Origin of the sequence: Seohaeicola sp., from assembly GCF_048006315.1 — a bacterium.
In the GTDB taxonomy this organism is placed as follows: domain Bacteria; phylum Pseudomonadota; class Alphaproteobacteria; order Rhodobacterales; family Rhodobacteraceae; genus Seohaeicola.
Genome location: NZ_CP180350.1, coordinates 845,775 through 871,835, shown reverse-complemented (window position 1 = coordinate 871,835; position 26,061 = coordinate 845,775). Strand labels below are relative to the sequence as shown.

At 64.8% G+C, this 26,061-nt stretch carries 29 protein-coding genes; 25 read left to right on the top strand and 4 right to left on the bottom strand.

Features of this window, described 5'->3' with window-relative positions; all coding sequences use genetic code 11:
- Positions 1 to 18: 18 nt before the first annotated feature.
- Positions 19 to 183 (bottom strand): hypothetical protein, encoded by a 165-nt coding sequence (locus ACMUJL_RS04385; RefSeq protein ID WP_375570199.1) that lies wholly within the window; start codon positions 181 to 183, stop codon positions 19 to 21.
- On the opposite strand from ACMUJL_RS04385, the gene ACMUJL_RS04380 reads away from it, so the two are divergent.
- The 5 genes from ACMUJL_RS04380 to ACMUJL_RS04360 all read left to right on the top strand — a co-directional run bounded on the left by ACMUJL_RS04380 (position 182) and on the right by ACMUJL_RS04360 (position 4,756).
- Positions 182 to 646 (top strand): cupin domain-containing protein, encoded by a 465-nt coding sequence (locus tag ACMUJL_RS04380; RefSeq protein ID WP_375570201.1) that lies wholly within the window; start codon positions 182 to 184, stop codon positions 644 to 646. The genes ACMUJL_RS04385 and ACMUJL_RS04380 overlap by 2 nt on opposite strands.
- Positions 647 to 746: 100 nt before the next feature.
- A complete protein-coding gene (locus ACMUJL_RS04375; RefSeq protein ID WP_068291966.1) occupies positions 747 to 1,976 on the top strand; it encodes an MFS transporter in 1,230 nt (409 codons plus the stop codon).
- Entirely contained in the window at positions 1,973 to 3,391 is a 1,419-nt protein-coding gene (locus ACMUJL_RS04370; RefSeq protein WP_375570203.1) for an MATE family efflux transporter, read from the top strand. The genes ACMUJL_RS04375 and ACMUJL_RS04370 overlap by 4 nt, the downstream gene beginning before the upstream one ends.
- Before the next feature lie 35 nt (positions 3,392 to 3,426).
- Entirely contained in the window at positions 3,427 to 4,293 is an 867-nt protein-coding gene (locus ACMUJL_RS04365; RefSeq protein ID WP_068291963.1) for a 50S ribosomal protein L11 methyltransferase, read from the top strand.
- 112 nt (positions 4,294 to 4,405) lie between these two features.
- Positions 4,406 to 4,756, top strand: coding sequence for a hypothetical protein (locus tag ACMUJL_RS04360; protein ID WP_068291957.1), 351 nt, complete (start codon positions 4,406 to 4,408; stop codon positions 4,754 to 4,756).
- A 137-nt stretch (positions 4,757 to 4,893) separates the two neighbouring features.
- On the opposite strand, the gene ACMUJL_RS04355 is transcribed toward ACMUJL_RS04360, so the two are convergent.
- The gene (locus ACMUJL_RS04355) at positions 4,894 to 5,091 is read right to left on the bottom strand and encodes a DUF1127 domain-containing protein (RefSeq protein WP_068292108.1); all 198 of its coding nucleotides are present in this window, start codon (positions 5,089 to 5,091) and stop codon (positions 4,894 to 4,896) included.
- Between the two features lie 363 nt (positions 5,092 to 5,454).
- Here ACMUJL_RS04355 and ruvC point away from each other — a divergent pair, with 363 nt between their 5' ends.
- The 4 genes from ruvC to ACMUJL_RS04335 are packed head-to-tail and all read left to right on the top strand — an operon-like array spanning position 5,455 to position 8,361.
- The gene (gene ruvC, locus ACMUJL_RS04350; RefSeq protein WP_082896344.1) at positions 5,455 to 5,961 is read left to right on the top strand and encodes a crossover junction endodeoxyribonuclease RuvC; all 507 of its coding nucleotides are present in this window, start codon (positions 5,455 to 5,457) and stop codon (positions 5,959 to 5,961) included.
- Positions 5,958 to 6,650 (top strand): Holliday junction branch migration protein RuvA, encoded by a 693-nt coding sequence (gene ruvA, locus ACMUJL_RS04345; RefSeq protein WP_068291951.1) that lies wholly within the window; start codon positions 5,958 to 5,960, stop codon positions 6,648 to 6,650. The genes ruvC and ruvA overlap by 4 nt, the downstream gene beginning before the upstream one ends.
- Before the next feature lie 3 nt (positions 6,651 to 6,653).
- The gene (gene ruvB, locus ACMUJL_RS04340; RefSeq protein WP_068291949.1) at positions 6,654 to 7,673 is read left to right on the top strand and encodes a Holliday junction branch migration DNA helicase RuvB; all 1,020 of its coding nucleotides are present in this window, start codon (positions 6,654 to 6,656) and stop codon (positions 7,671 to 7,673) included.
- 46 nt (positions 7,674 to 7,719) lie between these two features.
- Positions 7,720 to 8,361: a hypothetical protein gene (locus ACMUJL_RS04335; protein ID WP_068291946.1), complete on the top strand. Its 642-nt coding sequence runs from the start codon at positions 7,720 to 7,722 to the stop codon at positions 8,359 to 8,361.
- A 3-nt stretch (positions 8,362 to 8,364) separates the two neighbouring features.
- On the opposite strand, the gene ACMUJL_RS04330 is transcribed toward ACMUJL_RS04335, so the two are convergent.
- The gene (locus ACMUJL_RS04330; RefSeq protein WP_068291943.1) at positions 8,365 to 9,186 is read right to left on the bottom strand and encodes an IclR family transcriptional regulator; all 822 of its coding nucleotides are present in this window, start codon (positions 9,184 to 9,186) and stop codon (positions 8,365 to 8,367) included.
- A gap of 214 nt (positions 9,187 to 9,400) precedes the next feature.
- Here ACMUJL_RS04330 and bhcA point away from each other — a divergent pair, with 214 nt between their 5' ends.
- The 14 genes from bhcA to ACMUJL_RS04260 all read left to right on the top strand — a co-directional run bounded on the left by bhcA (position 9,401) and on the right by ACMUJL_RS04260 (position 23,477).
- A complete protein-coding gene (bhcA, locus tag ACMUJL_RS04325) occupies positions 9,401 to 10,591 on the top strand; it encodes an L-aspartate--glyoxylate aminotransferase BhcA (RefSeq protein ID WP_375570208.1) in 1,191 nt (396 codons plus the stop codon).
- 7 nt (positions 10,592 to 10,598) lie between these two features.
- Positions 10,599 to 11,561 (top strand): beta-hydroxyaspartate dehydratase BhcB, encoded by a 963-nt coding sequence (gene bhcB, locus ACMUJL_RS04320; protein ID WP_068291934.1) that lies wholly within the window; start codon positions 10,599 to 10,601, stop codon positions 11,559 to 11,561.
- Positions 11,562 to 11,572: 11 nt separating this feature from the next.
- On the top strand, positions 11,573 to 12,736 hold the full coding sequence (gene bhcC, locus ACMUJL_RS04315; protein WP_375570211.1) for a 3-hydroxy-D-aspartate aldolase BhcC: 1,164 nt from the start codon (positions 11,573 to 11,575) through the stop codon (positions 12,734 to 12,736).
- Positions 12,737 to 12,746: 10 nt separating this feature from the next.
- Entirely contained in the window at positions 12,747 to 13,712 is a 966-nt protein-coding gene (gene bhcD, locus ACMUJL_RS04310) for an iminosuccinate reductase BhcD (protein ID WP_375574008.1), read from the top strand.
- A gap of 66 nt (positions 13,713 to 13,778) precedes the next feature.
- On the top strand, positions 13,779 to 14,165 hold the full coding sequence (ybgC, locus tag ACMUJL_RS04305; RefSeq protein WP_375570213.1) for a tol-pal system-associated acyl-CoA thioesterase: 387 nt from the start codon (positions 13,779 to 13,781) through the stop codon (positions 14,163 to 14,165).
- Positions 14,166 to 14,264: 99 nt separating this feature from the next.
- Positions 14,265 to 14,960 (top strand): protein TolQ, encoded by a 696-nt coding sequence (tolQ, locus tag ACMUJL_RS04300; protein WP_068291925.1) that lies wholly within the window; start codon positions 14,265 to 14,267, stop codon positions 14,958 to 14,960.
- A gap of 3 nt (positions 14,961 to 14,963) precedes the next feature.
- The gene (gene tolR, locus ACMUJL_RS04295; protein ID WP_068291923.1) at positions 14,964 to 15,458 is read left to right on the top strand and encodes a protein TolR; all 495 of its coding nucleotides are present in this window, start codon (positions 14,964 to 14,966) and stop codon (positions 15,456 to 15,458) included.
- 8 nt (positions 15,459 to 15,466) lie between these two features.
- Complete coding sequence (locus ACMUJL_RS04290) at positions 15,467 to 16,612, top strand: energy transducer TonB (protein WP_375570216.1); 1,146 nt, start codon at positions 15,467 to 15,469, stop codon at positions 16,610 to 16,612.
- On the top strand, positions 16,612 to 17,931 hold the full coding sequence (tolB, locus tag ACMUJL_RS04285; RefSeq protein WP_375570218.1) for a Tol-Pal system beta propeller repeat protein TolB: 1,320 nt from the start codon (positions 16,612 to 16,614) through the stop codon (positions 17,929 to 17,931). Before ACMUJL_RS04290 ends, tolB begins: the two co-directional genes overlap by 1 nt.
- Positions 17,932 to 18,034: 103 nt before the next feature.
- Complete coding sequence (gene pal / locus ACMUJL_RS04280) at positions 18,035 to 18,550, top strand: peptidoglycan-associated lipoprotein Pal (protein WP_068292105.1); 516 nt, start codon at positions 18,035 to 18,037, stop codon at positions 18,548 to 18,550.
- Between the two features lie 13 nt (positions 18,551 to 18,563).
- Complete coding sequence (ybgF, locus tag ACMUJL_RS04275) at positions 18,564 to 19,454, top strand: tol-pal system protein YbgF (RefSeq protein WP_375570220.1); 891 nt, start codon at positions 18,564 to 18,566, stop codon at positions 19,452 to 19,454.
- On the top strand, positions 19,445 to 20,707 hold the full coding sequence (gene tilS / locus ACMUJL_RS04270) for a tRNA lysidine(34) synthetase TilS (protein ID WP_375570222.1): 1,263 nt from the start codon (positions 19,445 to 19,447) through the stop codon (positions 20,705 to 20,707). Before ybgF ends, tilS begins: the two co-directional genes overlap by 10 nt.
- An 80-nt stretch (positions 20,708 to 20,787) precedes the next feature.
- A complete protein-coding gene (gene ftsH, locus ACMUJL_RS04265) occupies positions 20,788 to 22,698 on the top strand; it encodes an ATP-dependent zinc metalloprotease FtsH (RefSeq protein ID WP_068291915.1) in 1,911 nt (636 codons plus the stop codon).
- Between the two features lie 74 nt (positions 22,699 to 22,772).
- Positions 22,773 to 23,477, top strand: a complete 705-nt coding sequence (locus ACMUJL_RS04260; protein WP_138177015.1) for a methyltransferase domain-containing protein — start codon at positions 22,773 to 22,775, stop codon at positions 23,475 to 23,477.
- A gap of 36 nt (positions 23,478 to 23,513) precedes the next feature.
- Here the strand turns inward: ACMUJL_RS04260 and ACMUJL_RS04255 are convergent, their stop codons facing one another.
- The gene (locus tag ACMUJL_RS04255) at positions 23,514 to 23,957 is read right to left on the bottom strand and encodes a hypothetical protein (RefSeq protein WP_375570225.1); all 444 of its coding nucleotides are present in this window, start codon (positions 23,955 to 23,957) and stop codon (positions 23,514 to 23,516) included.
- A 347-nt stretch (positions 23,958 to 24,304) separates the two neighbouring features.
- Here ACMUJL_RS04255 and ACMUJL_RS04250 point away from each other — a divergent pair, with 347 nt between their 5' ends.
- Entirely contained in the window at positions 24,305 to 25,330 is a 1,026-nt protein-coding gene (locus ACMUJL_RS04250; RefSeq protein ID WP_375570227.1) for a magnesium transporter CorA family protein, read from the top strand.
- 67 nt (positions 25,331 to 25,397) lie between these two features.
- Positions 25,398 to 26,000 carry an MOSC domain-containing protein gene (locus tag ACMUJL_RS04245; protein ID WP_375570229.1) on the top strand — a complete coding sequence of 201 codons (603 nt, stop codon included), beginning with the start codon at positions 25,398 to 25,400 and terminating at the stop codon, positions 25,998 to 26,000.
- Positions 26,001 to 26,061 lie beyond the last annotated feature (61 nt).

The window sequence follows — 26,061 nt, the reverse complement described above, 5'->3', positions numbered from 1 at the left end:
TTGCCCATGGCAATGCCATCAACAGGGGGAATGGTCCTTGATCCAGATCATCCGCAGCCTGCCCGCAGCGGCGCTTTGGTCGAAACTGACAACTTCCATGTCGCAATCGGTTGCGAATTCCGCCTTGGGCGGCCTTATCCGCAGATTCAGGACAGAGGCGCGCGGCAGAGGGAATGCGGGCATGGATCAGATCGTGACACCCGTTGACGGGATGCAGCCGGACGCGCAGGCCGGGATGCTGGCCGCGGCCATGCTGGCCATGGCGGCCATGCCGATCCGCCTTGAAGCGTCCGAGCAGCCGCTGGAGGGGGGCGAGGATCCTGCTTACGGTACGGTCCGCTGGCGGACGCTGTTCTGTGCCGACCGCACCCAGACCGGCGGCGTTGTCATGGGAATCGCGGAATTCGCGCCCGGTGGCACGCTGCTGCCGCATCGCCACGCCCCGGCCGAGGTGTATTTCGGCCTCGAAGGGTCTGCGATCGTGACGGTGGACGGTGTGCCCAATCCGATGGGGCCGGGCACGGCGCTTTATATCCCGGGCGATGCAGAGCATGGCACCGTGGCGGGGCCGGACGGGTACCGCATGCTCTATGTCTTTCCGCGCGACCGTTTTTCCGAGGTCGAGTACCGGTTCTCGCCGCTCTGAGGGGCGGCCCCGCGCGGTGATGAACCCTGCACAGGCGGTTGTGCGCGAATGCGTTATCTTGCCTCTCGCCTTGGTCGAAAAATCGGCGTAAGCCGTTAACATGCAAATTATCCCGCTTGCCCTTGCCAAGGATTTGCCGGTCTGGCGCAGACCGGTGGCCCTGCTGTTCCTGATGGCTGCGGCGATGCCCATCGCCTTTGCCACATGGTCTGCGCTGCTGAACAACTTCGTCATCGAGGTGGCGCAGTTCGACGGGTCCGACATCGGCTGGCTGCATACCGTGCGCGAAATTCCCGGTTTTCTGGCGATTGGCGTGATCGCCATCCTGATGTTCATGCGCGAACAGGTGCTGGGCATGGTGGCCCTGATCCTGCTGGGGGTGGCGACGGCGATGACGGCGTGGTTTCCGACGCTGGGCGGGATCCTGACGATCACCATGCTGTCCTCGATCGGGTTTCACTATTACGAGACGGTCAACCAGTCGCTGCAGTTGCAATGGCTGCCCAAGGACCGCGCGCCGCAGATGCTGGGCTGGCTGCTGGCTGCAGGCTCGGGCGCGACGCTGGTGGCCTACCTCTGCATCATCGTGACCTGGGAGGCGCTGGGCCTGACCTACAACATGGTCTACCTGCTGGCGGGCGGCATCACGGCGGCAGCGGCGCTGTTCGCGCTTCTGGCCTATCCGCAGTTCGAGGCCCCCGATCCGCAGATCAAGAAAATGGTGCTGCGCCGCCGCTACTGGCTTTATTATGCGCTGCAGTTCATGTCGGGCGCGCGGCGGCAGATCTTCGTCGTTTTCGCAGGCTTCATGATGGTCGAGAAATTCGGCTTCCGCGTCCACGAGGTGACGGCCCTGTTCACCATCAACCTTGTGATCAACATGATCGCCGCCCCCCTGCTGGGCCGTGCGGTGGCCCGCTGGGGCGAGCGCAAGGCGCTGTGCGTGGAGTATTTCGGTCTGATCTGCGTGTTCCTTGGCTATGGCGGGATCTACTGGTTCGGCTGGGGCGTAATGGTGGCGGCAGCACTTTACGTGATGGATCACGTGTTCTTTGCGATGGCGCTGGCGCTGAAGACCTATTTCCAGAAGATCGCCGATCCGCGCGACATCGCCCCCACGGCTGCGGTGGCCTTTACGATCAACCACATCGCGGCGGTGTTTCTGCCTGCCTCGCTGGGGTATCTGTGGCTGGTCTCGCCCAGTTCGGTCTTTGTACTGGCCGCGGCGATGGCGGGCGTGTCCTTGTGCCTTGCGCTGCTGATCCCGCGCCATCCAGAGCCGGGCAATGAAACCATATTCGCCCGCTTCGCGCCGGCCCCGGCCGCGTGAGCGAGAGACCCATGGACCATTCCGTCACCGACACAAGCGCAGCCCCCGAACCGGACAGACGCGGCAAGTTCGTCACCGGGTCCACCATGCGTCATGTCGTGGTGATGACGCTGACGGGGTCGCTTGGCCTGAGCTTTCTGTTCCTTGTGGATTTCCTGGCCCTGTGGTGGATCAGCCGCCTTGACAACGAGGTGCTGATCACCGCCATCGGTTTTGCCGGCACGATCCAGTTCTTCGTGATGTCCGTGGCCGTGGGCATGATGATCGGCGCGGTGGCGCTGGTCAGCCGGGCGCTGGGCATGGGCGACCCGGAAGAGGCGCGGCGCATCGCGACATCCTCGATGATCTACGGCGCAAGCTTTCAGACGGCGCTGGCGATCCTGGTCTTCATCTTCCGCCGCGAGATCCTGATCTGGACCGGCGCCGAGGGTGAGGCGCTGGAAGTGGCGGCGGATTTCCTTGGCATCTCTCTGCCATCCTTGCCCTTTGTCGCCATCGGCATGTGCGCCAGTGCCGTGCTGCGCGCGGCCGGTGAGGCGTGGAGGGCGATGATGGTCACCGTGTCGGCAGGCGTCGTGGCGCTGATCGTCGATCCGATCCTGATCGTCTGGATGGGCTGGGGCGTCAGCGGGGCGGCCGGGGCCATCGTGCTGTCGCGCCTTGCGATGGCGGTGATGGGGTTCTACTGGGTCAGCCGCTCGCGCAACCTGCTGGCGCGGCCCAGCATGGTCGATCTGCGCACATTCATGGCGCCGTTTGCGGCCATTGCCATTCCGGCGGTGGCCACGCAGGTGTCGACCCCGTTCGGCAACTGGGTGCTGGTGCGCGCCATGGCAGAACATGGCGACAGCGCCGTGGCGGGGCTGGGCGTGGTGATGCGCCTGACCATCGTTTGCTTCGGCGGCATCTTCGCCCTGTCCGGCGCGATTGGCGGCATCATCGGCCAGAACTACGGCGCCAAGCAATATGACCGCGTGGCGCAGGCCTATGTCGATGCGCTCAAGTTCTGTCTGGCCTATACCGCCGTGGTCTGGTTGTTGCTGATCCTCAGCGCGGACCTGATCGCAAGCTCTTTCGGACTGGGATCCGAGGGGGCGCAGATCGTGCGGACCTTTGCGTTTTACGGGGCAGGGGCGCTGGTCTTTACCGGGGCACTCTTCGTGTCGAACGCGGCCTTCAACAACCTGGGCCGCCCTTTGTGGGCGACGGCGGCGAACTGGTCGCGCGATGCGATCCTGATGGCGCCCTTCGCATTCGGCCTGGGCGCGATCTATGCGGGCAGCGGCGTGATCATGGGGCAGGCGCTGGCCAATATCCTGGCCGGGCTGATGGCAGGGCTGATCGGCTGGCGTTTCGTGCGCCGCATGGGCGCCCGCCCTTCCGCCACGCTTGACGCCGGGCGCGCATCGACATAGGCGCAGCGGCAGCACCCGCAAACCGGAGAGACGCCATGCCCACCTTTACCGCGATCACCACCCTGACAGGCAAGACCCCCGCCGAGGCGCTGGGAGAGGCGGTCGAGACCCTTACCCCCGAACCCGAAGGCGTGGGCGTCTTCGAGATCGAGGATGGATCGGGCCTGTGGGAAGTGGCCTGCTATTTCACCGAACGCCCCGATCATGCCGGGCTGGCGCTGCTGGCGACGATCCACGGGGCGCGGCCCTTCGCCATTTCCGAACTGCCCGAAACCGACTGGGTCGCCAAGGTGCGCCGCGAGCTGTCGCCCGTGGTGGCGGGGCGTTTCTTTGTCTATGGCAGCCATGATGCCGACAAGGTGCCCGACGGCGTCGAGGCGCTGCTGATCGAGGCGGCGATGGCCTTTGGCACCGGGCATCACGGCACGACGCAAGGCTGTCTGCGGGCGCTGGACCGTCTGGATACGGGCGGGTTTACCGGCCGGAACGTGGCCGACATCGGATGCGGCACCGCGGTTCTGGCGATGGCGGCCGCGCGGATCTGGCCGAACCCCGTTCTTGCAGGCGATATCGACGAGGTCGCGGTCGAAGTGGCCGAGGCAAATGTGGCGGCCAACGCGCTGGAGGGCCGGGTGCATTGCGTCGAGGCGACGGGCTTTACCCATCCCGATATCCTGGCGGCCAGCCCTTTCGATCTGGTCTTCGCCAATATCCTGAAAGGCCCGCTGATCGAGCTTGCACCCGAAATGGCCGAGCATCTGATTCCCGGTGGCTATGCCATTCTGTCGGGGATTCTGAATGAACAGGCCGACGAGGTGATCTCGGTTTATGCAGCATCCGGCATCAATCTTGTCCATCGCGAGGAGATTGGTGAATGGACGACGCTTACTCTGCGCAAGTGAAGCGGAAATAAGGCGTAAATGCAGCCCTCCTGGACGGGCTGCCCCATTTTTGCCTTAATTCGGCGGTAATTTTATGAAGATGTTGGTGGGGGCCGATATCTGGAGCTCTGACATGTCAGACGCATTCTTTGAATTCGACAACCGTATCCGGCGTATCAACCGGAAGCGCGTCAATATGGCCGGTGGATATGTATCGGTGGTGGGCGAAGACGGTCTGATCGTCGTCAAGCCCCGCCGCAAACGTGCGCGCCTGCCTATCAAGTCATTCCTGTTCCTGGCCGTCGGCCTGCTATGCTTCAAGGCCCTGATCCTGGCCAGCCTGGGCCAGCCCGTCTACGAGGACCGGCTTGACAAGCTGCGTGCGGGATCGACGGTTGAACGCGCGGGCGCATGGGTGATGCAGATGGATCCGGTCAGCACCGCATTGGCCAGCGCGATCCGCGATCAGTTGCCGAATTTCTGATCCCGTCCACGCGGGCTGAACTGCACCCTGCCGCAGGCCGGGGGGATGGCGCGGTGGTCCTGAAAATCAAAAAGCCGCGCGACCCTGGGGGGGACGCGCGGCTTTTTTCATCCGGTACAGGGGACCGGGCGTCGTGATCAGCGGTTCTTGACCACGACGTCGATGTCACCACGGCACAGGCCGATATCTTCCAGTTCGCGATCCGACAGACGCGACAGGGCGTTGCGGGTCACACGGGCGTCGTTCCACGCGGCGAAAGCGCCGACCATGGTCGAGAAGAAGCCGGTCAGGCCAGCGGCCTGGGCGGTCGTGCGGGGGGCGTCGTAAACAGCCATTTTCAAATCCTCGGTTGCGCGTTTGCGCGTTGATTGATGCAAGTGATGTCAAGACCCGTGCGGGTCTCTTTCTGCGGCTGCACATAGAGTGCCTTTATTTGCCGCACAAGACGGGCTGACTGCATAGGTCTTATGCGGCTTTTGCATGGGTCGGATGTGACGGATTCATCAATAAAACAAGGCTAAAATAGGACACATTTTCTGTCGCATTCGGATGGTGAAGCGACGGTATCCGACGATTTTCTGCGTTGCAGCATCCCGTGGGCGGGCACCGCCGCCCTGCAGCCTGCCCAAGCTTTCGGATTGGCCTTTGTTCGCCTTTCGTGCTAGTGCATCAAAAAAGCAACAGAGCAGGGGCAGATGATGCGGGTTTTGGGGATCGATCCCGGCTTGAGGAACCTTGGCTGGGGCATCATCGATGTCGATGGCAGCCGCCTGTCCCATGTCGCCAATGGCATCTGTCATTCGGCGGGGGACGATCTGTCGCTGCGCCTGCTGGCGCTGCACCGGCAACTGACCGATGTGCTGGCGCAATACCGCCCCGACACCGCCGCGGTCGAGCATACTTTCGTCAACAAGGATGGTGTTGCCACGCTGAAGCTGGGGCAGGCGCGCGGGATCGCGCTGCTGGTTCCGGCGCAGGCGGGGCTTGATGTCGCCGAATATGCGCCCAATGCGGTCAAGAAGACCGTGGTGGGTGTGGGCCATGCCGCCAAGGAACAGGTGCAGCACATGGTCAGGATGCAATTGCCCGGCGTGGTGCTGACCGGACCCGATGCCGCCGATGCGCTGGCCATTGCTATCTGTCACGCCCATCACGGCGCGGCCGGCAGCGCTCTTGCGAATGCAATCCGAAAGGCCAGCGCATGATCGGCAAGTTGACGGGCCGCATCGACTACCGCACCGAGGATCACGTGCTGATCGACGTGGCGGGCGTGGGATACCTTGTCTATTGCTCGGACCGGACGCTGGCCGCCCTGCCGGGGCCGGGCAATGTCGTGGCGCTTTACACCGACATGGTGGTGCGCGAGGACCTGATGCAGCTTTACGGTTTTCCGACGCTGCTGGAAAAGGAATGGCACCGCCTGCTGATGGGTGTGCAGGGGGTGGGGGCCAAGGCCTCGCTGGCGATCCTCGGCGCGCTGGGGGCCGAAGGCGTCAGCCGCGCGATCATGCTGGGCGATATCAACGCGATCAAGGCCGCCAAGGGGATCGGTCCCAAGACCGCGCAGCGCGTGGTGATCGAGTTGAAGGACAAGGCCCCTGGCGTCATGGCGATGGGCGGCACACTGGCCGCCGCCATGGGCACGGCGCCTGCAACGCCCGAGGGCGAGGTTCTGGATGACGCACCCGCGCCCGCACCGCGCAAGCCTGCGGCACCCGCGCGCCCCTCGGGCAGTGCCGCCGCGCAATCGGATGCCTTGTCGGCCCTGACGAACCTGGGCTATTCCCCCGGTGATGCCGCAGGGGCCGTGGCCCGCGCCGCCGCCGATGCCCCCGAGGCCGAGGCCGCCGCCCTGATCCGCGCCGCCCTCAAGGCGCTGGCCCCGAAAGGGTAAGAGATGACACAGCCCGATCCGATCCTGGACCCCGAACGCCAGCCCGAGGACAATGACCGCGCCCTGCGTCCGCAGGGTCTGGACGAGTTCATCGGCCAGGCCGAGGCTCGCGCGAACCTGCGGGTCTTCATCCAGTCCGCCCGCCAGCGTGGCGAGGCGATGGATCACACGCTGTTTCATGGCCCCCCCGGTCTGGGCAAGACCACGCTGGCGCAGATCATGGCGCGCGAACTGGGGGTTGGCTTTCGGATGACATCCGGCCCGGTTCTGGCCAAGGCGGGCGATCTGGCGGCGATCCTGACCAACCTCGAAGCCCGCGATGTGCTGTTCATCGACGAAATCCACCGTCTGAACCCCGCTGTGGAAGAGGTGCTGTATCCGGCGCTTGAGGATTTCCAGCTGGACCTGGTGATCGGTGAAGGCCCCGCCGCGCGCACCGTGCGCATCGAATTGCAGCCCTTCACGCTGGTGGGGGCGACGACCCGGATGGGGCTGCTGACCACGCCCTTGCGCGACCGTTTCGGGATTCCGACGCGGCTGGTCTTTTATACCGATGCCGAGCTTTACGAGATCGTGGTGCGCAATGCCCGCCTGCTGGGTGCGCCCGCGGAAGAAGGCGGTGCCATGGAGATCGCGCGCCGGTCGCGCGGCACGCCCCGCATCGCGGGCCGGTTGCTGCGCCGCGTGGTGGATTTCGCCCTGATCGAGGGCAATGGCCGCGTCACGCGCGAGATTGCCGACTACGCGCTGACACGGCTGGGTGTGGATCATCTGGGGCTGGATGGGGCGGATCGGCGTTACCTGCGCCTGATCGCCGAGAATTACGGCGGCGGCCCGGTGGGGATCGAGACGCTGTCGGCGGCCCTGTCGGAAAGCCGCGACGCGCTGGAAGAGGTGATCGAACCCTTCCTGTTGCAGCAGGGCCTGATCCAGCGCACTCCGCGCGGGCGGATGCTGGCGCAGAAGGCCTGGACCCATCTGGGGCTGGATGCGCCCAAACGCGAGGCCGATCTGTTTGGCTGAGGCGGGGTCTTGAGGAGTTTCGGAACGATGAAGGAAGGGGCGCGGCATGGCTGAGGCGTTGACGGTCGGGCAAGTCGAGGCGTTGTTCACCCGCGCCGACGGGTCCTATGCTTTTGCCCGCTGGGGCAGGCCGATCGCGCCTGTGGTCTTCGGGGTTGAAGAGGACACGCTGAAGATCGTCAAGGGCGCGCTTGAGGCGGTTGTGGCGCTGGCAGGACACAAGATGGCCGAGACCGATCCCGAACTGGGCGCGAACCTGATGGTGTTTTTCTTCCGCGACTGGGATGAATTGCCCGAAGTCCCCAATCTTGACCGGCTGGTGCCCGACCTTGTGCCGCTGGTGGCAAAGCTGAAGGCCGTGGATGCCAATCAGTACCGCATTTTCCGCTTCGATGCCGATGGGGGCATCAAGGCCAGTTTCGTGTTCCTGCGGATGGATGAGGCGCTGTCGGCGGTATCGGCCGATGTGCTGGCGCTGTCACAGGTGGTGCAGACCATCCTGCTATGGTCGGACACGGCGTTTCGCGACCGCTCGCCCCTTGCCGTGCTGGAGGGGCGTACGATCCTGCGCCCCGAGATCGCGGGGCTGATCCGCGCGGCCTATGATCCGGTGATGCCGGTGGTGGCGCGCGATCCCGTCCATGCGCTGCGCCTGCAGGCGCGGCTGCAGGCGGCGCAATCGCAATAGGGGTTAGGCGGGCACGCGACCGCCCAGGGCGCGGGTGATCTCGGCCGCGGCCTCGGCGACCTGGCGGCCATAATCAAGGCTGCTGCGGGTATCGAAGCGCGCCGATGGTCCGGAAATCGACACGCCGCCCACGGCCTGACCCTGCGCGTCGAAGATGGCGGCACCGATGCAGGACATGCCGATATGGCGTTCCTCCTGATCGAAGGACCATCCCCGCGCGCGCGTCTGTTCCAGATCGGCGAAAAGGGCGGCAGGCGTGGACAGGGTGCTGTCGGTGAAAGCGGGCAAGCCCGAGGACTGGATCAGGGCGCGCAGGCGATCCTCGGGCAGGGTGGCCAGGATCGCCTTGCCGGTGCCCGAGGCATGCATCGGCGTGCGTGTGCCGGGGTTGAAGAAGGCGCGGATCGGGTTGGGCGTTTCGATCTGGCCGATGAACACAACTTCGGCCCCGTCGCGGATGGCGAGGTTCGCGGTCTCGCCCGTGGCCTGCATCAGGGCGCGCATTACGGGGCGGCTGATATCGGCCAGGTTCATCCGTTTCAGGAAGGAGGCGCCGGTGCGATACGCCTCGATCCCGACCATCCAGTCCTGCGTGGCCTCGTCAAGTTCGGCAAAACGGTGCTTTTGCAGCGTGGTCAGGATGCGATGGGTCGTGGCGGTGGGAATGCCAAGCGCCAGCGACAGATCCGTGAGCGAGGCGCGTTCCAGCCGCGCCAGCGCATTCAGCACCCCCAGCGCGCGATCCAGCGCCTGCATCGTCTGGCTGCCCGTATCCGTGAAGGGTGACTTGGGCCGCCCCCGTGCCTTGCGTTCCGCCTGTGCCACCTGTGTGATTCCCTGCTGATCATGCTGCCATGCAGCACAAGAACACTTATGAAAAATATTTTCAATAATGGAATGAAAAAATTTTTTGAAAACGAAAAAAACAAATATAAACAATAGCTAGTTATTTTAATTTCATAAATGAAAAAGGGTTTTGAGAAAATTGTGGAACGGGGCAGCTGTGGTATGTTCGGATGATCCTTGGAGGAGAGCGACAATGTCTGACCAGAATCCTGTTTTCATTCCCGGACCGACCAATATCCCCGACCGTCTGCGTCTTGCGATGCATGTGCAGACCCGCGATCACCGGGCCCCGGATTTCGTTGAAACTCTGGCGCCCGTGCTTGAGGACACCAAGCGCGTCTTCGGCACGACCACGGGCCATGTCATCACATTCCCCGCCAGCGGCACCGGCGGTTGGGAGGCGGCGATCAGCAACACGCTGTCAGCGGGCGACACGGTTCTGGTGGCGCGCTACGGCATGTTCTCGCACCGCTGGATCGACATGTGCCAGCGCCACGGTCTGGACGTGCAGATCATCGAGTGCGATTGGGGTGCAGGGGCGCCAGCGGATCGGTTCGAGGCGGCGCTGAGCGCCGATACCGCCCGCAAGATCAAGGCGGTGCTGGTCACGCATAACGAAACCGCCACGGGCGTGAAATCCGACATCGCCGCCGTGCGCGCCGCGATGGATGCGGCCAGCCACCCGGCCTTGTTGATGGTGGATTGCGTCAGCTCCCTTGCGTCGATGCCCTTCGAGATGGACGCCTGGGGCGTGGATATCGCGGTCGCGGGATCGCAAAAGGGCTTCATGCTGGCGACCGGCATGGCGATCCTGGGGGTCAGCGCCAAGGCGCTTGACCACATGGAGGGCGCGAAACTGCCGCGCACCTTCTTTGATTTCCGCGACATGATGACCAGCAACGCCAAGGGCGGCTTTCCCTATACCCCGCCGCTGCAACTGATCTACGGGATGCGCGAAAGCCTGAAGATGCTGTTCGAGGAGGGGCTGGACAATGTCTATGCCCGCCACACAAGGCTGGCGCAGGGCGTGCGCGCCGCGACCCGTGCCTGGGGGCTGGACCTGGTGGCGCAGTCGCCCGATCTTTATTCCGATACGGTCAGCGCCATCTATGTGCCCAAGGGCTTTGACAGCAACGCCCTGACCGAACACGTGTTTTCCGCCTATGGCCTGTCCTTCGGGGTGGGGCTGGGCCAGATGAACGGCCGCGCCTTCCGCATCGGGCACCTGGGCATGCTGACCGATGTCATGGTCCTGTCGGGCCTTGCCGGGATCGAAATGGCCATGGCCGATCTGAACTATCCGGTCCGCCTGGGATCGGGTGTTGCCGCCGCGCAGGATCATTTCCGCGCCTCGCGCTCTGTTGTCCTGAAATCCGCAGCCTGAGGGTGCCATGAAAGACATGATCTATCCGACCTTCGACGATGTGATCGCGGCCCATGACCGCATCCGTCCCTATATCCACCGCACGCCGGTCCTGACCTCGAGCTATCTGAACGACCTGACCGGGGCGGATCTGCATTTCAAATGCGAGAACTTCCAGAAGGCGGGCGCCTTCAAGGTGCGTGGTGCCTGCAACGCGGTTTTCGGCCTGTCCGAGGACAAGCTGGAGCGTGGCGTCGCCACCCATTCCAGCGGCAACCATGCGCTGTCGCTGTCCTATGCGGCAGGGCGGCGGGGCATTCCCTGCACCGTGGTCATGCCGCGCACCGCACCCGAGGCCAAGAAGGCCGCCGTGCGCGGCTATGGTGGCCGGATCGTGGAATGCGAGCCCTCGACCAGCAGCCGCGAGGCAGTGTTCGAACAGGTCGTGGCCGAAACCGGCGCGGAATTCGTGCATCCCTACAATGACTTGCGCGTGATCACCGGGCAGGCCACCTGTTCGCGCGAACTGATGGAGCAGGTCGACGGGATCGAGGGGGTCGTGGCCCCCATCGGCGGCGGCGGCATGATCTCGGGTACCTGCCTGACCGTATCCAGCACTGCACCGGGGGTGAAGATCTACGCCGCCGAGCCGCTGAATGCCGATGATGCCGCGCGCAGTTTCCGCGCCGGGCATATCATCGCTGATGACGCGCCGGTGACGGTAGCCGATGGTCTGAAAGTGCCGTTGAAGGAAAACACATGGCACTATGTCTCAAACCATGTGACCGATATCCTGACCGCCACCGAGGACGAGATCATCGCGGCCATGAAACTGACATGGGAGCGCATGAAGATCGTGATCGAACCCAGCTGCGCCGTGCCGCTGGCGGTGATCCTGAAAAACCCTGACGTCTTTGCCGGCAAGCGCATCGGCGTCATCATCACCGGCGGCAACGTCGACATGGACAAATTGCCCTGGTTCAAGGGCTGAGGAGAAACGCGATGAACAAGCATGTGAACCTGTCCGACCTCGAAGTCGGCTATGACATTCCGGCCGCCATCGGCATGGATGAATCCGAGATCCAGACGCCCTGCCTGATCCTCGATCTGGACGCGCTGGAGCGCAACATCGCCAAGATGGGCAAATTCGCCAAGGATATGGGTGTGCGTCACCGCGTGCATGGCAAGATGCACAAATCGGTCGATGTGGCGCTGTTGCAGGAAAGCCTTGGCGGATCCTGCGGCGTCTGCTGCCAGAAAGTGTCCGAGGCCGAGGTCTTCGCCCGTGGCGGCATCAAGGATGTGCTGGTCAGCAACCAGGTGCGCGACCCGGCCAAGATCGACCGTCTGGCGCGGATCCCCAAGCTGGGCGCGCGCGCGATCTGCTGTGTGGATGATGTGACCAACGTGGCCGATCTGTCGGCTGCCGCCGTGCGTCATGGCACGCAGATCGAATGCCTGGTGGAAATCGACTGCGGGGCAGGGCGTTGCGGTGTCACCACCACGCCTGCGGTGATCGAGATCGCCAAGGCGATCGACGCGGCGTCGGGGCTGAAATTCGCCGGGCTTCAGGCCTATCAGGGCGCGATGCAGCACATGGACAACTACGATGACCGCAAGGCCAAGATCGACATCGCTGTGGCGCAGGTGCGTGACGCGGTCGAGGGGCTGAAGGCCGAGGGTCTGGAATGCGACATCGTCGGCGGCGGCGGCACCGGCAGCTATTACTTCGAAGGTAATTCGGGCGTCTACAACGAGCTGCAGTGCGGATCCTACGCGTTTATGGATGCCGATTACGGCCGCATCCTGGACAAGGACGGCAAGCGCATCGATCAGGGCGAGTGGGAGAACGCGCTGTTCATCCTGACAAGCGTGATGTCCCATGCCAAGGCAGACAAGGCCATCGTGGACGCCGGCCTCAAGGCGCAGTCGGTGGACAGCGGGCTGCCGGTGATCTTCGGTCGCACCGATGTGACCTATGTGAAATGCTCGGATGAACATGGTGTCGTGGCCGACCCCGATGGTGTGCTCAAGGTCAACGACAAGCTGCGCCTTGTCCCCGGTCACTGCGATCCGACCTGCAACGTGCATGACTGGTATGTCGGCGTGCGGAACGGCAAGGTCGAAACTCTGTGGCCCGTCTCGGCGCGCGGCAAGGCGTTCTGATATGCCCGAACTGCTGATCATCCCCGAGGATGTCTGCGCCCAGGTCGTGACACCCGAGGCCGCCTTTACGGCGGTCGAGGGTGTCTTCGCCGCCATGGCGCGGGGCGATGCGCGCAACTTTCCGGTGGTGCGCGAGGCGCTGGGCCATGCGGACGCGCTTTACGGCTTCAAGTCGGGTTTTGACAAGGCCGGCATGGCGCTTGGCGTGAAATCAGGGGGGTTTTGGCCCGGCAATATGGCGCGCGGGTTGACAAATCATCAGTCCACCATCTTCCTGTTCGACCCCGATACCGGCCAGTTGCAGGCGCTGGTGGGTGGCAATTACCTGACGGCGATCCGCACGGCGGCAGCGTCTTCGGTGTCGATTGCCCATCTGGCGCGGCCCGATGCCAGGGTTCTCGGCATGGTGGGGGCGGGGCATCAATCCGCCTTCCAGCTGCGCGCGGCGGTGCGCCAGCGCAAGTTCGAAAAGGTCTTGGCCTGGAACCCCCATCCCGAGATGCTGCCCAAGCTGGCCGCGGTCGCGGCCGAACTGGGCCTGCCCTTCGAGGCGGTCGAGCGCGAGGCGCTGGGGGCGGCGGCGGATGTGATCATCACCATCACCTCGGCCTTCGAGCCGCTGATGATGCGGGACTGGATCAAGCCGGGCACGCATGTGGCCTGCATGGGCACCGACACCAAGGGCAAGCAGGAGGTGGATGCCAACCTGCTGGCGGCGGCCTCTGTCTTTACCGACGAGGTGGCGCAATCCGTCACCATTGGCGAGGCGCAGCATGCCATAGGTGCGGGGCTGATCAGCGAGGGTGACATCACCCCCATCGGTGCCGTGATCAACGGCACCCACAAGGGGCGCACCAGCGCCGATCAGATCACCGTCTTCGACGGCACTGGCGTCGGTCTGCAGGATCTGGCGGTGGCGCATGTGGCGATGCGCGGCGCGCAGGAGCGGGGCCTGGGTGCGGCCGTGATGCTCTGAGCCTTGCGGTCGGGGTGGTTTGTGGTCAAGTTTGGCCCGAACCATCCTGATCCGAAGGACCAACCCATGCCCCATACCCTGCCGATCCGCGTCTACTATGAGGACACCGACATGGCGGGGATCGTCTATTACGCCAATTACCTGCGCTATATAGAACGCGCGCGCAGCGATTGGGTGCGTGGCCTTGGCATCGACCAGAACGCCATGAAGGCGCAGGGGCTTGTCTTCGCGGTGCGCCGCGTCGAGGCGGATTACCTGTTGCCCGCGCGGCTGGACGACGCGCTGGTCGTCGAGACCGAGGTGATCCAGGTCACAGGCGCGCGGCTTGTGATGGACCAGGTGGTCAAGCGCGGCGAGGATCGGCTGTTTCATGCCGTCGTGACGGTTGTCGTGATCACAGACACCGGCCATCCTGCCCGTATGCCGGCAAATATCCGCCATATGTTGCATTGACGTGATCGAATGACGCAGATGTGTTGGCCTTCCCCTTTCAACTAAGGTAGTTTGCCTGCCAAATGGACCGCAAAAGCGGCCGACACCAAGAGCAGGCTTATGGAAACCGAAATCATCGCTGGCGCCGCCACGGCGGATTATACCATGTGGGCATTGTTTGCCCGCGCCACTATCGTCGTCAAACTGGTCATGATCATGCTGGTCCTGTGTTCCTTCTGGACATGGGCGATCGTCATCCAGAAGACGATCCTTTTCCGAAAGGCGCGCACCGAATCCACCGATTTCGACGCGGCCTTCTGGTCGGGCGAGCCGCTGGACGAATTGTTCGACCAGATCGGTCCCGAGCCTGCAGGCGCCTCGCAAAGGGTGTTTGCGGCGGGCATGATGGAATGGCGGCGCAGTCACCGCAACGATGGCGGGCTGATCGCGGGGGCGACCTCGCGGATCGACCGCAGCATGGATGTCGCCATCGCCAAGGAAGCAGACCAGTTGCAATCAGGATTGACGGTTCTGGCCACCATCGGATCGGCGGCCCCCTTCATCGGCCTGTTCGGCACGGTCTGGGGGATCATGCATTCCTTCATCGAGATCGCCAAGGCGCAGAACACCAGCCTGGCCGTGGTCGCCCCCGGTATCGCCGAGGCGCTGCTGGCCACGGGCATCGGCCTTGTCGCGGCCATTCCCGCGGTGATCTATTACAACAAGCTGAGCGCGGATGCGGATCGCATCATCGGGGGCTACGGCGCCTTCGCCGATGAATTCTCGACCATCCTCAGCCGTCAGTTGGACAGCTGAGCGATGGGTGCGGGTGTCGTCAAGAACGGTGGTGGCGGATCGCGCCGGGGACGGCGGCGCGGTGCAGGTCGCGCCGGTGTCGTGTCCGAGATCAACATCACGCCCTTCGTGGACGTGATGCTGGTGCTTCTGATCATCTTCATGGTCGCGGCGCCGCTGATGACGGTCGGCGTGCCGGTGGAATTGCCCAAGACGGCCGCCACATCGCTGCCCGCCGAGCAGGAAGAGCCGCTGAGCATCACCATGACGGCCGATGGGCAGGTCATGATCATGATGACCGAAGTGCCCCTGAACGAGCTGGTTCCGCGCCTGCAGGCCATTGCCGCCGAGCGTGAGGGTGACCGCGTCTTTCTGCGCGCGGATGGCGCGGTGCCCTATGCCGAGGTGGTCACGGTGATGGGCGCGCTGAACCGCGGTGGCTTTTCCAACATCGGTCTGGTGACCGATCTTGGCGGGCCTTCCCTTGATGGAAGCCAGCCCGCCGGGCAGGGCAACTGAGGGGCGCCGTGCGGATCGGCTATTACATTTCTGGCGCCGGGCATATCGCCCTGATCCTGTTCGTGCTGTTTGGCGGCATGTTCAACTCCACCCCGGAACCCTTTGAGGTAACGGAGGTGTCCGTCATTTCCGGGGCCGAGTTCGAGGCGATGATGGCCGCTGTCCAGCCGCCGGAGGCCACGACCGATGTGGCCGTGCCGCCGCCGCCCGCCCTGCAGGAGGCGCCGCCGCCTGCCGAAAGCCAGCCCGACCCCACGCCGCCGCAGCCGGTCCAGCCGCAGGTGACCGAAGCGCCGCCGCCCGATCCCGTGCCGCAGCCCGCAGAGGCCTTGCCGCCGCAGCCTGCCGAGGTGTCGGATGCCGCCCCCGTTCTGGCCCCGCCGCCGCAGGAACAGGTCGTTCTGGCGCCTGACAATTCGTCGCGCCCCGTGCCGCGCCCGGCCGAGCGCGTGGCCCCCGAACCCGTGGCCGCCCCCGAGCCGGACACCCGCGTGGCCGATACCGTGACCGAGGAGGTCGTGCCGGACGAGGCCGCCGAGACGCCACGCGAAGAGGCCGAAGCCGGCGCGCCGGAGGAAGCGACAACCCAGATCGTGACCGAGGCGACAGAGCCCCCTTCGGCGGCGCCGACGACGTCAGTGCGCCCCCGCACCCGTCCCGCGCGACCCGAACCCGTGGCTGAAGCCCCGCGCGAGCAGCCGACGCCGCAGCCCGCCCCGCAGCAACCCGCGGTGCAGCAGCCTTCGACCTCTGACGCGGTCAATGACGCGCTGCGCCAGGCGCTTGAGGGTGCGGCGCCCGCGACACCGACCCCGGCGGGGCAGAGCGGGCCGCCCATGACCTCGGGCGAGCGTGACGCGCTGCGCGTGGCCGTGCAGCAATGCTGGAACGTGGGATCGCTGTCCTCCGAGGCCCTGCGCACAACGGTTGTCGTCGCGGTCTCGATGTCCGAAGATGGACGTCCCATGAACGAGACCCTCAGGATGCTCAGCTATGATGGCGGGTCAGAGGCCGCCGCACGCCAGGCCTTTGAATCCGCGCGCCGCGCGATCATCCGCTGCGGGGCCAGTGGCTTCAACCTGCCGCGGGACAAATACGCCCAGTGGCGCGAAATCGAAATGACGTTCAATCCCGAGAACATGAGGATCAGATAATGACACGTGTGTTGACCCTGCTGGCGGCCCTGGTCGTTCTTGCCATGCCGGCGGCGGCTCAGACCGGCCCTCTGCGCATCGAGATCACCGAGGGCGTGATCGAGCCCTTGCCCTTCGCCAATCCCGATTTCGTGGCCGAGAACGCCGCGGCGGCGGAACTGGCGCGGGCGATCTCGCGGGTTGTGGCCGAGGACCTGACCGGAACGGGCCTGTTCCGCGAGATCCCGTCCAATGCTTTCATCAGCCAGATCACCAGTTTCAACAGCCCCGTGCAATTCGCCGACTGGCGGGCCATCAACGCGCAGGCGCTGATCTCGGGCGCGGTCAGCGTCGGGGGCGACGGGTCTATCGCGGTCAAGTTCCGCCTTTATGACGTCTTTGCCGGACAGGAACTTGGCGATGGTCTGCAGTTCAACGGCACGCAGGCCGGCTGGCGGCGCATGGCGCACAAGGTGGCCGATGCGGTCTACAGCCGGATCACGGGCGAGGGCGGATATTTCGACAGCCGCGTGGTCTACGTGGCCGAGACCGGCCCCAAGGACGACCGCCGCAAGCGTCTGGCCATCATGGATTATGACGGCGCAAACGTGCAGTATCTGACCGACAGCAACGCCATCGTGCTGGCACCGCGGTTTTCGCCCACGGGGGACCGCATCCTGTTCACCAGCTACGAATCCGGGTTTCCGCGCATCTACGTGATGGATGTTGCATCGGTCGGGCGGCGCGCCCTGCCCACGCAGGAAGGCACGATGAGCTTTGCGCCCCGCTTTGCCCCCGACGGCAACACGGTGGTCTATTCGCTGACGACCGGCGGCAATACCGACATCTACCGGATGGACATCAATTCGGGCGCGACCACGCGTCTGACATCGACACCCTCGATCGAGACCGCGCCCAGCTTCAGCCCCGACGGCAGCCGGATCGTCTTTGAAAGCGACCGCAGCGGCACACAGCAACTCTATATCATGAGCGCGAATGGCGGCGAGCCGCAGCGCATCAGCTTTGGCCAGGGCCGTTACGGCACGCCCGTCTGGTCGCCGCGCGGTGACCTGATCGCCTTTACCAAGCAGTCCAAGGGCCGGTTCCATATCGGCGTGATGCGCACCGACGGATCCGAAGAGCGCCTGCTGACCGCATCCTTCCTGGATGAGGGCCCCACATGGTCGCCCAACGGCCGCGTGATCATGTTCACCCGCGAGACGCAAGGCGAGTCCGGGGCAGCTTCGCTTTATTCCGTGGACATCTCGGGGCGCAACCTCAAGCAGATCAGGACCGAGGGCGGGGCATCCGATCCGGCATGGTCCCCGTTGCAAAGATAAGCCGATCGCGCGGGCATCGATTCCCTTGGCCCCGCGATTATGCTAAGAACGGAACAGACACAGGCAAACCCAGATGACACACAACAAAAACGAGGCATCTTCCATGGCACTTCTTTCGCGCGGCATTATCCTTGCATCGGTTCTCGCGCTGGCCGCTTGCACCAATCCCGACCGTTTCGACAGCGCAGGCGGGGCCGGTGGCGCGGGCGGTATCGGCGGTATCGGCGCACCCGGTAGCGCGTCCGACCCGCGGTCGCCGCTCTATTTCCAGCAGACGATCGGTGATCGCGTGCTGTTCCCGGTCGACCAGTCGTCGATCACGCCGCAGTACCAGGCGGTTCTTGACGGTCAGGCGCAGTGGCTGATGACCAACACCGATTATGTCGCCATCATCGAAGGTCATGCGGACGAGCAGGGCACGCGCGAATACAACCTTGCCCTTGGCGCGCGCCGTGCCAATGCCGTGCAGGAATACCTGATTTCGCGCGGTGTGGCCTCCAGTCGCCTGCGGGTGATCAGCTATGGCAAGGAACGCCCCATCGAGCTGTGCAGCGACGAGGCCTGCTATTCCCAGAACCGCCGCGCCGTGACCGTGATCTCGGCCGGCCTGTCCGGCTGATCGGGGGGCATTCATGACGTATCGCGCTGCATCCCGGCCGGGGCTGATCCCCAACCACCTGCGCTTGGCCGTCATGGCCGCCGCTCTGGGCCTTGGCCTGGCGCTGCCGCAGGCTGCCCCGGCGCAGGACAGCCAGACCCTGGCGGATATCCGGCAGGAAATGTCGGTCCTTTTCGTCGAGGTGCAGCGCCTGCGCCGTGAATTGTCCACCACCGGCGCGCCGGGGGTCACCATCCCCGGCGGCAGCGTTCTGGACCGTGTCGGCCTGATGGAAAGCGAACTGCAACGCCTGACCCGCAAGACCGAGGAGCTGGAATTCCGCATCAATGCCATCGTGTCCGACGGCACGACCCGTCTGGGCGACCTGGAATTCCGCCTCTGCGAGCTGGAGCCGGGGTGCGACATCGGCAAGCTGGGTCAGACCACGACACTGGGCGGCGGCACGGCACCGGCCACGACGGGGCAGATCGCCGCGCCGTTGCAGCCGGCCCCGACCCTGGCCGCGCCAGAGACCGAACTGGCCGTCAGTGAACGCGCTGATTTCGAGCGGGCGGCGGCGGCGCTCGCGTCAAGTGACTTTCGCAGCGCCGCGGACCTCTTTGCGGCCTTTAACGAGACCTATCCGGGCGGACCGCTGAGCGCCGAGGCCGATGTGAACCGGGGCAAGGCCCTGGCACAGCTGGACGACGTGCGCGGTGCCGCGCGCGCCTATCTGTCGGCCTTCACGACCGATCAGACCGGTCCGCAGGCGCCTGAGGCCCTGTTCCTTCTGGGCGAGGCGCTGGGACGTCTGGGCCAGACGCAGGAAGCCTGCACCACCTTGCAGGAGGTCGGATTTCGCTTCCCGCAATCCGCCAGCGTCGTCCCCGCGCAAGAGGCGCGCGCGCGCCTTGGATGCCTTTGAGCCAGGGGGCTGCTGACGGTGCAGCCGCAGCCCGCACGGTCGTGTTGCTGGCGATCGAGAACGCGGATCCCGGTGCGATTGCCCTTGCCGTATCGGGGGGCGGGGACTCGGTTGCATTGCTGCATCTTGCGCACTCGGTGGCTGCCGGTTCCGGCAGACCGCTGCATGCGGTGTCGGTCGATCACGGGCTTCGTGCCGAAAGCGCCCATGAGGCCGCGCGCGTGGCCGCGATCTGCAAGGCGCTGGGGGTGCCACATGACACCCTGCGCTGGGAAGGCTGGGACGGGCAGGGCAACCTGCAGGCCCAGGCCCGCGCCGCCCGTTACGCCCTGATCGCCGATTGGGCGCGGGCGCAAGGGATCGGCACGATCCTTCTGGGGCATACGCGCGACGATCAGGCCGAGACTTTCCTGATGCGCCTTGCGCGCACGGCCGGTGTGGACGGGTTGTCCGGCATGGCCGCGCGGTTTCCGCGCAACGGCGTGACCTGGTGCCGCCCGCTGCTGGGGACCGACCGCGCCACGCTGCGTGCCTTTCTGCGCGGCATCGGCGCGGACTGGATCGAAGATCCGTCCAATGACGACAGCCGCTTCGAAAGGGTGCGTGCCCGCGCGGCGCTTGCGGCGCTGGCCCCTCTGGGCATCGATGCCGCGACGCTGGCACGCGTGTCGCAGCACATGGACGAGGCGCGCGACGCGCTTGACGCCTGCGCGGCGGGATTGTCACAAAGCATGGTGCGTCAGGATCACGGCGATCTGGTCGTGGATTGGGATGGTCTTGCAGCGCATCCGCTGGACCTGCGCCGCCGTATTCTGGTTGCGGCGCTGGTCTGGGTCGGAACGGCCGCCTATCCCCCCCGGCGCGAAGATATCCTGTCATTGCTTGCAGAAGGTGGCATGGACGGGCAGCGCACCCTGATGGGCTGCATTCTGCGGCAAGAGCGGGGCGGTTTGCGAATCTTTCGCGAATTCAACGCTGTACGCGATCTGCGCTGCGCCACGGATGCCGTCTGGGATGGGCGTTGGCGGCTGGAGGGGCCGCATGATCCCGCCTTGTGCCTTGCCGCCCTGGGCGAGGCGGGGTTGCGGCTTTGCCCCGATTGGCGTGAAACGGGCCGGGCGCGTGCATCGCTTTTGGCGTCGCCCGCGATCTGGCGGGGCGACAGGCTTGTCGCGGCGCCGCTGGCCGGGTGGGGCCAGGGTTGGATCGCGCGGATTGTCGCGGATTTTCACGACACGGCGCTTTCGCATTGAAGTAAACCATTTGTTGCCTATTTTACGGCTATGGTTCGTCGCATCTTGCCACGGGCCGCAAGATTTGTGGGAGACATGCCTTGGGCAACGCGCGAAACATCGCTTTCTGGGTCGTTCTGTTCCTGCTGATACTGGCCCTTTTCAACCTGTTCAGCGGATCCGGAAACACCTTGCAAAGCCAGAATATCAGCTATTCGGAATTTGTCCGGGCCGTGGAAAACGAGCAGGTCAGCCGGGCGACGCTGGACGGTGAGCAGATCCGCTATCGCAGCACCGATGGACGCGATTACGTGACGATCAAGCCCGAGGATGCACAGGTCACGGACCTTCTGATTGCCAACAACGTGCCGGTGACGGCCGAAAGTCAGCAACAGTCGGGCTTCCAGACCTTCATCCTGTCGCTTCTTCCCTTCCTGCTGCTGATCGGTGTCTGGGTCTATTTCATGAACCGGATGCAGGGTGGTGGCAAAGGTGGCGCCATGGGCTTTGGCAAGTCCAAGGCCAAGCTGCTGACCGAAAAGCATGGCCGCGTGACCTTTGACGACGTGGCCGGCATCGACGAGGCCAAGGAAGAACTGGAAGAGATCGTCGAATTCCTGCGCAACCCGCAGAAATTCAGCCGTCTTGGCGGCAAAATCCCCAAAGGCGCGCTGCTGGTGGGCCCTCCGGGTACCGGTAAGACGCTGCTGGCGCGCGCCATCGCGGGCGAGGCGGGTGTGCCCTTCTTCACCATCTCGGGGTCCGACTTCGTGGAAATGTTCGTGGGTGTCGGTGCCAGCCGTGTGCGCGACATGTTCGAACAGGCCAAGAAAAACGCGCCCTGCATCGTCTTCATCGACGAGATCGATGCCGTTGGCCGTGCGCGTGGTGCCGGTTACGGCGGTGGCAACGACGAACGTGAACAGACCCTCAACCAGCTGCTGGTCGAGATGGACGGTTTCGAGGCAAATGAAGGCGTGATCATCCTTGCGGCCACCAACCGCCGCGACGTTCTGGACCCCGCGCTGCTGCGTCCGGGCCGTTTTGACCGCCAGGTGACCGTGCCCAACCCCGACATCAAGGGCCGCGAAAAGATCCTGGGTGTGCATGCCGCCAAGGTGCCGCTGGGCCCTGACGCCGACATGCGCATCATCGCGCGCGGCACACCCGGTTTCTCGGGTGCCGATCTGGCGAACCTCGTGAACGAGGCCGCGCTGATGGCTGCCCGTGTGGGGCGGCGATTCGTGACCATGGTCGATTTCGAGAATGCCAAGGACAAGGTCATGATGGGGGCCGAGCGTCGTTCGATGGTGCTGACGCCCGACCAGAAGGAAAAGACCGCCTATCATGAGGCTGGCCATGCCGTTGTCGGTCTGGCCCTGCCGAAATGCGACCCGGTCTACAAGGCCACAATCATTCCGCGCGGCGGCGCGCTGGGGATGGTGGTGTCCTTGCCCGAGATCGACCGGTTGAACTGGCACAAGGCCGAATGCGAGGAAAAGCTGGCCATGACCATGGCGGGCAAGGCGGCCGAGATCCTCAAATACGGCGAGGAGAACGTGTCGAATGGCCCGGCCGGTGACATCCAGCAAGCCAGCGCGCTGGCCCGTGCGATGATCATGCGCTGGGGCATGTCCGACAAGGTCGGCAATATCGATTATGCCGAAGCGCATGAGGGATATTCGGGCAACACGGCAGGTTTCTCGGTGTCGGCCCATACCAAGGAGCTGATCGAGGAAGAGGTGAAACGCTTCATCCAGGAGGGCTATGAACGGGCCGTCCAGATCCTGACCGAGCGCAAGGATGAATGGGAACGTCTGGCCCAGGGTCTTCTGGAATACGAGACCCTGACCGGCGAAGAGATCAAGCGCGTCATGCGTGGCGATCCCCCCAGCGCCAGCGATGACGAGGAAGACAAGTCCGACAAGGGCAATGCCGCCTCGGTCACCGCGATCCCCAAGACCAAACCCAAGGCGAAACCCGCCGGTGGTCTGGAGCCAGAGCCGACGTAATGTCAGCCGCGCCTGATAACGACTGGAACCCCGGGACCTACAGCAGGTTCCGGGGTTTGCGCTTGCGCCCCGCGATGGATCTTCTGCGCGCGCTTGGCCCGCTGCCGCCCGGGCCGGTCATCGACCTGGGCTGCGGCAATGGTGCCGCTGCCGCCGCCCTTGCAACACGCGGCAGGCCCGTCACGGGCATCGACAGCTCGCCCGCGATGCTGGCCGAGGCAGAGGCCCTTGGCCTTTATGACAGCTTGCGGCAGGCGGATATCGCCACATGGTCCCCCGACGGTGCGCCGCCCGCATTGATTTTCTGCAACGCCGTGCTGCACTGGTTGCCGGATCACGCCAGCCTCATTCCGCGGCTAGCCGGGATGCTGACCAAGGGGGGCACCTTGGCCGTGCAGGTGCCGCATCAGAACAACGCGCCGTCGCACCGCCTCTGGCTGTCGCTGGCCGAGGAGCTGTTTCCCGGCCGCGTCGATCCGCAGCAGGGCCCCGGCGTCCTGCGCCCGGCCGAATATCACCGGCTTCTGTCGCCTCTGGGCGAGCTCAGCCTGTGGGAAACCGAATATTATCAGCAACTTGATGCTTGCGAAGATGGCCACCCCGTGCGGCGCTTTACCGAGACAACCTATGCCCGGCCGATCCTGGCCGCGCTGAGCGCTGCGGAACAGACGCGGCTGATCACCGCTTATGAGGCGGTGATGGACAAGGTCTATCCCGCCGCCGCCGATGGCACGGTGCTTTTCCCGTTCCGGCGGATGTTCTTTACCCTGACGGTCTGAGTTCAGCCCCGCGCGCTCCGGGTGGGTCAGCCCCGTTTATTCGGGTGCGGTCTGCCAGAAGCCGGAGGTCTTCGCCGCCACTGCGCGGTAGCGTTGCACCGCATAGGGCAGCAGAAAATGCTGCGTGGCATTGTCCACGAAGCTGCCAGAGCGCAATTGCGTCAGACCAAGGGCATAGGCCGCTGAAACCGTCATCCCCCGATTGAGCCGGGCCAGCAGCATCTTGTCGCTTTCGCCGGGCAGGGCGCGGGGCATCGGCGCCAAGCGTGCCGTGGCCCATCCCGCGCGGATCGAGCGCAACTGTTCGGCCATGCCGGCCGGGGCCTGCGCCATCGCCGCCGTGAAACCTGCGTCATCCGCGACGGCGGTGACGGCGATCAGGTGCAGGAATGTCCGGTAGGGGCCTGTCACATCCTCGATCCGGTCGGCGCCAGCCGTCCGCACGATATCCGCCATCAGGTCATATTGCCCGATAGCCATCCAGTCTTCTTGCGTCACACCGGGATAGTGCTGCGGGTTCGTCTTCGGATGCAGGATCGTGCCATGCTTGATCTGGCTGACATGCTGGCCATGCTGTTAGAAGGCCAGCGTCTCTTGCCACGCTCGGTCCGAGATGCTGTCCACCGCTTTGCGCCGAAACCCGAAAACCATTTGCCATCTACCCTGCTGTTCTGCACGCCTAGTGACGCAACATAGCGGCGCGGTGAAGATCGCTCCGGGGCATTTATGTGCAAGCGCGATGCGCGGTTCCGTCCTGCCGCCGCTTGCCTTGCTGCGATACGTGCCGTCCCTTAATCTGTGCCCGACAGCGATAACGGAGACGCACCATGCGCCACGATTACCTGCATGAGCCTGAGACCGGGCGTCTGGTTGCGGCCCCCGCATCCGATCCGCGCGCGGTCTGGACCGATCTGCTGGCCCCCACCCCAGAGGAGGAGGCGGCGGTCGAGGCGGAGCTGGGCATTGATCTTCCCACGCGCGACGAGATGCGGGGCATCGAACCTTCGGCGCGCATCTATTCCGAGAACGGGATCCAGTTCCTGACGGCCAACGTGCTGGCAGGGGCCGACACACCCGACCCGGTCATGGAACCCGTGACCTTCGTGCTGACCCAAAGCCGGGTGGTCACGATCCGCTATCACCGCCCCTATTCCTTAAGCAATGTGCCGCAACGCGCGGCGGGGATGCAGGCCGATTGCACCACGCCGATCCGCATGCTGATGACCCTGATGGAGGTGATGGTCGATCGCGGGGGCGACATCCTGGAGGCCGAAAGCCGGCGGCTGGACCTTCTGAGCCGCCAGATCTTCCAGCCCGCTGTCGCCGGCAAGGCGCGGGGCGCGCGGGGTGTCGATCTGTCGGCGGTCATCGCGCAGATCGGCCATCACGGAGAGCTGAACTCGCGCCTGCAGGACAGCCTTGTGACGATCGAGAGGATCGTCAGCCACATGGCGCAGATGCGCCTGTCGGCGCACAGGGAACTGGCCGCCGCGGCTGAAGGCCAGGTGCCCGCCCCGCATCATCAGGCCCTTGGTCTGAACGGGCGCGACAAGCGCCTGTTGCGCGACATCACCTCGCTGATCGATTATGCCGAGGCGCAATCCCACCGTGTCAGCTTCATGCTCGAGGCGACGCTTGGCCTTCTGAACATCCAGCAGAACGGTATCATCAAGATATTCTCGGTCGCGGCTGTCGTCTTCCTGCCGCCGACGCTGATCGCGTCGATCTACGGGATGAATTTCGCGCGCATGCCCGAACTTGCAGCACCCTATGGCTATCCGCTGGCGCTGGGGGCGATGGTTTTGTCGGCGATCCTGCCCTATCTGTTTTTCAAACGGAAAGGCTGGCTCTAGTGTCCGCTCATCCCGGCGTCTTGCGTGGCGAGTCGCATCTGTTTTGTTTGTGAAAGGACCCATCGCCATGCCCGCCCTCAAACCGACCGCGTTCAGCGCCCGTATCTCATGGCTGGGTGTCGTGACATCCGAGGACCGCAAGGCCCTGCTGGCGGAACCGCGCCAGGCGCTTGATCTGACCTTCGAGGGGATCGCGGGATCGGTGCATGGCGGGCGCACGCGCGCCTCCTGCTCGCGCGTGACCTCGCAGCATCCGAAGGGCACGCCCATCGCGAACGAGCGTCAGCTGTCGATCATCTCGGTCGAGGAGATGGCCGAGATCGCCGCGAAGATGGGGCTGGACAGCCTGGACCCTGCGCGGCTGGGCGCGTCGATCGTGATCGAGGGGATCCCGGACCTGAGCCATCTGCCGCCCTCGTCGCGCCTGCAGGCGCCATCGGGCGCGACGCTGGTCGTCGACATGCAGAACCGGCCCTGCATTCTGCCGGCGCGCAGCCTGGACACGGTGCATCCGGGGCAGGGCAAGCTGTTCAAGCCCGCTGCCGAAGGGCGGCGCGGGGTCACCGCCTGGGTGCAGCGCGAAGGGCGCATCGCCCTGGGTGACGAACTGCGCCTGCATGTGCCGGATCAGCGCGCCTGGGCCCATCTGGAGACCGCGCGCCGGGGCTGAGGCGGGCGATCAGGTTGCAAAACGCATGCGGTGGCATACAAGGCCGCAAGCCGCAGTCCAA

Coding starts and splice junctions, on each gene's coding strand:
- ACMUJL_RS04380 (WP_375570201.1), top strand. CDS start 182: ATGGATCAGATCGTGACACCCGTTGACGGGATGCAGCCGGACGCGCAG.
- ACMUJL_RS04385 (WP_375570199.1), bottom strand. CDS start 183: ATGCCCGCATTCCCTCTGCCGCGCGCCTCTGTCCTGAATCTGCGGATA.
- ACMUJL_RS04375 (WP_068291966.1), top strand. CDS start 747: ATGCAAATTATCCCGCTTGCCCTTGCCAAGGATTTGCCGGTCTGGCGC.
- ACMUJL_RS04365 (WP_068291963.1), top strand. CDS start 3,427: ATGCCCACCTTTACCGCGATCACCACCCTGACAGGCAAGACCCCCGCC.
- ACMUJL_RS04360 (WP_068291957.1), top strand. CDS start 4,406: ATGTCAGACGCATTCTTTGAATTCGACAACCGTATCCGGCGTATCAAC.
- ACMUJL_RS04355 (WP_068292108.1), bottom strand. CDS start 5,091: ATGGCTGTTTACGACGCCCCCCGCACGACCGCCCAGGCCGCTGGCCTG.
- ruvC (WP_082896344.1), top strand. CDS start 5,455: ATGCGGGTTTTGGGGATCGATCCCGGCTTGAGGAACCTTGGCTGGGGC.
- ruvA (WP_068291951.1), top strand. CDS start 5,958: ATGATCGGCAAGTTGACGGGCCGCATCGACTACCGCACCGAGGATCAC.
- ruvB (WP_068291949.1), top strand. CDS start 6,654: ATGACACAGCCCGATCCGATCCTGGACCCCGAACGCCAGCCCGAGGAC.
- ACMUJL_RS04335 (WP_068291946.1), top strand. CDS start 7,720: ATGGCTGAGGCGTTGACGGTCGGGCAAGTCGAGGCGTTGTTCACCCGC.
- bhcA (WP_375570208.1), top strand. CDS start 9,401: ATGTCTGACCAGAATCCTGTTTTCATTCCCGGACCGACCAATATCCCC.
- bhcB (WP_068291934.1), top strand. CDS start 10,599: ATGAAAGACATGATCTATCCGACCTTCGACGATGTGATCGCGGCCCAT.
- bhcC (WP_375570211.1), top strand. CDS start 11,573: ATGAACAAGCATGTGAACCTGTCCGACCTCGAAGTCGGCTATGACATT.
- ybgC (WP_375570213.1), top strand. CDS start 13,779: ATGCCCCATACCCTGCCGATCCGCGTCTACTATGAGGACACCGACATG.
- tolQ (WP_068291925.1), top strand. CDS start 14,265: ATGGAAACCGAAATCATCGCTGGCGCCGCCACGGCGGATTATACCATG.
- tolR (WP_068291923.1), top strand. CDS start 14,964: ATGGGTGCGGGTGTCGTCAAGAACGGTGGTGGCGGATCGCGCCGGGGA.
- tolB (WP_375570218.1), top strand. CDS start 16,612: ATGACACGTGTGTTGACCCTGCTGGCGGCCCTGGTCGTTCTTGCCATG.
- pal (WP_068292105.1), top strand. CDS start 18,035: ATGGCACTTCTTTCGCGCGGCATTATCCTTGCATCGGTTCTCGCGCTG.
- ybgF (WP_375570220.1), top strand. CDS start 18,564: ATGACGTATCGCGCTGCATCCCGGCCGGGGCTGATCCCCAACCACCTG.
- tilS (WP_375570222.1), top strand. CDS start 19,445: ATGCCTTTGAGCCAGGGGGCTGCTGACGGTGCAGCCGCAGCCCGCACG.
- ACMUJL_RS04260 (WP_138177015.1), top strand. CDS start 22,773: ATGGATCTTCTGCGCGCGCTTGGCCCGCTGCCGCCCGGGCCGGTCATC.
- ACMUJL_RS04255 (WP_375570225.1), bottom strand. CDS start 23,957: ATGGCTATCGGGCAATATGACCTGATGGCGGATATCGTGCGGACGGCT.
- ACMUJL_RS04250 (WP_375570227.1), top strand. CDS start 24,305: ATGCGCCACGATTACCTGCATGAGCCTGAGACCGGGCGTCTGGTTGCG.
- ACMUJL_RS04245 (WP_375570229.1), top strand. CDS start 25,398: ATGCCCGCCCTCAAACCGACCGCGTTCAGCGCCCGTATCTCATGGCTG.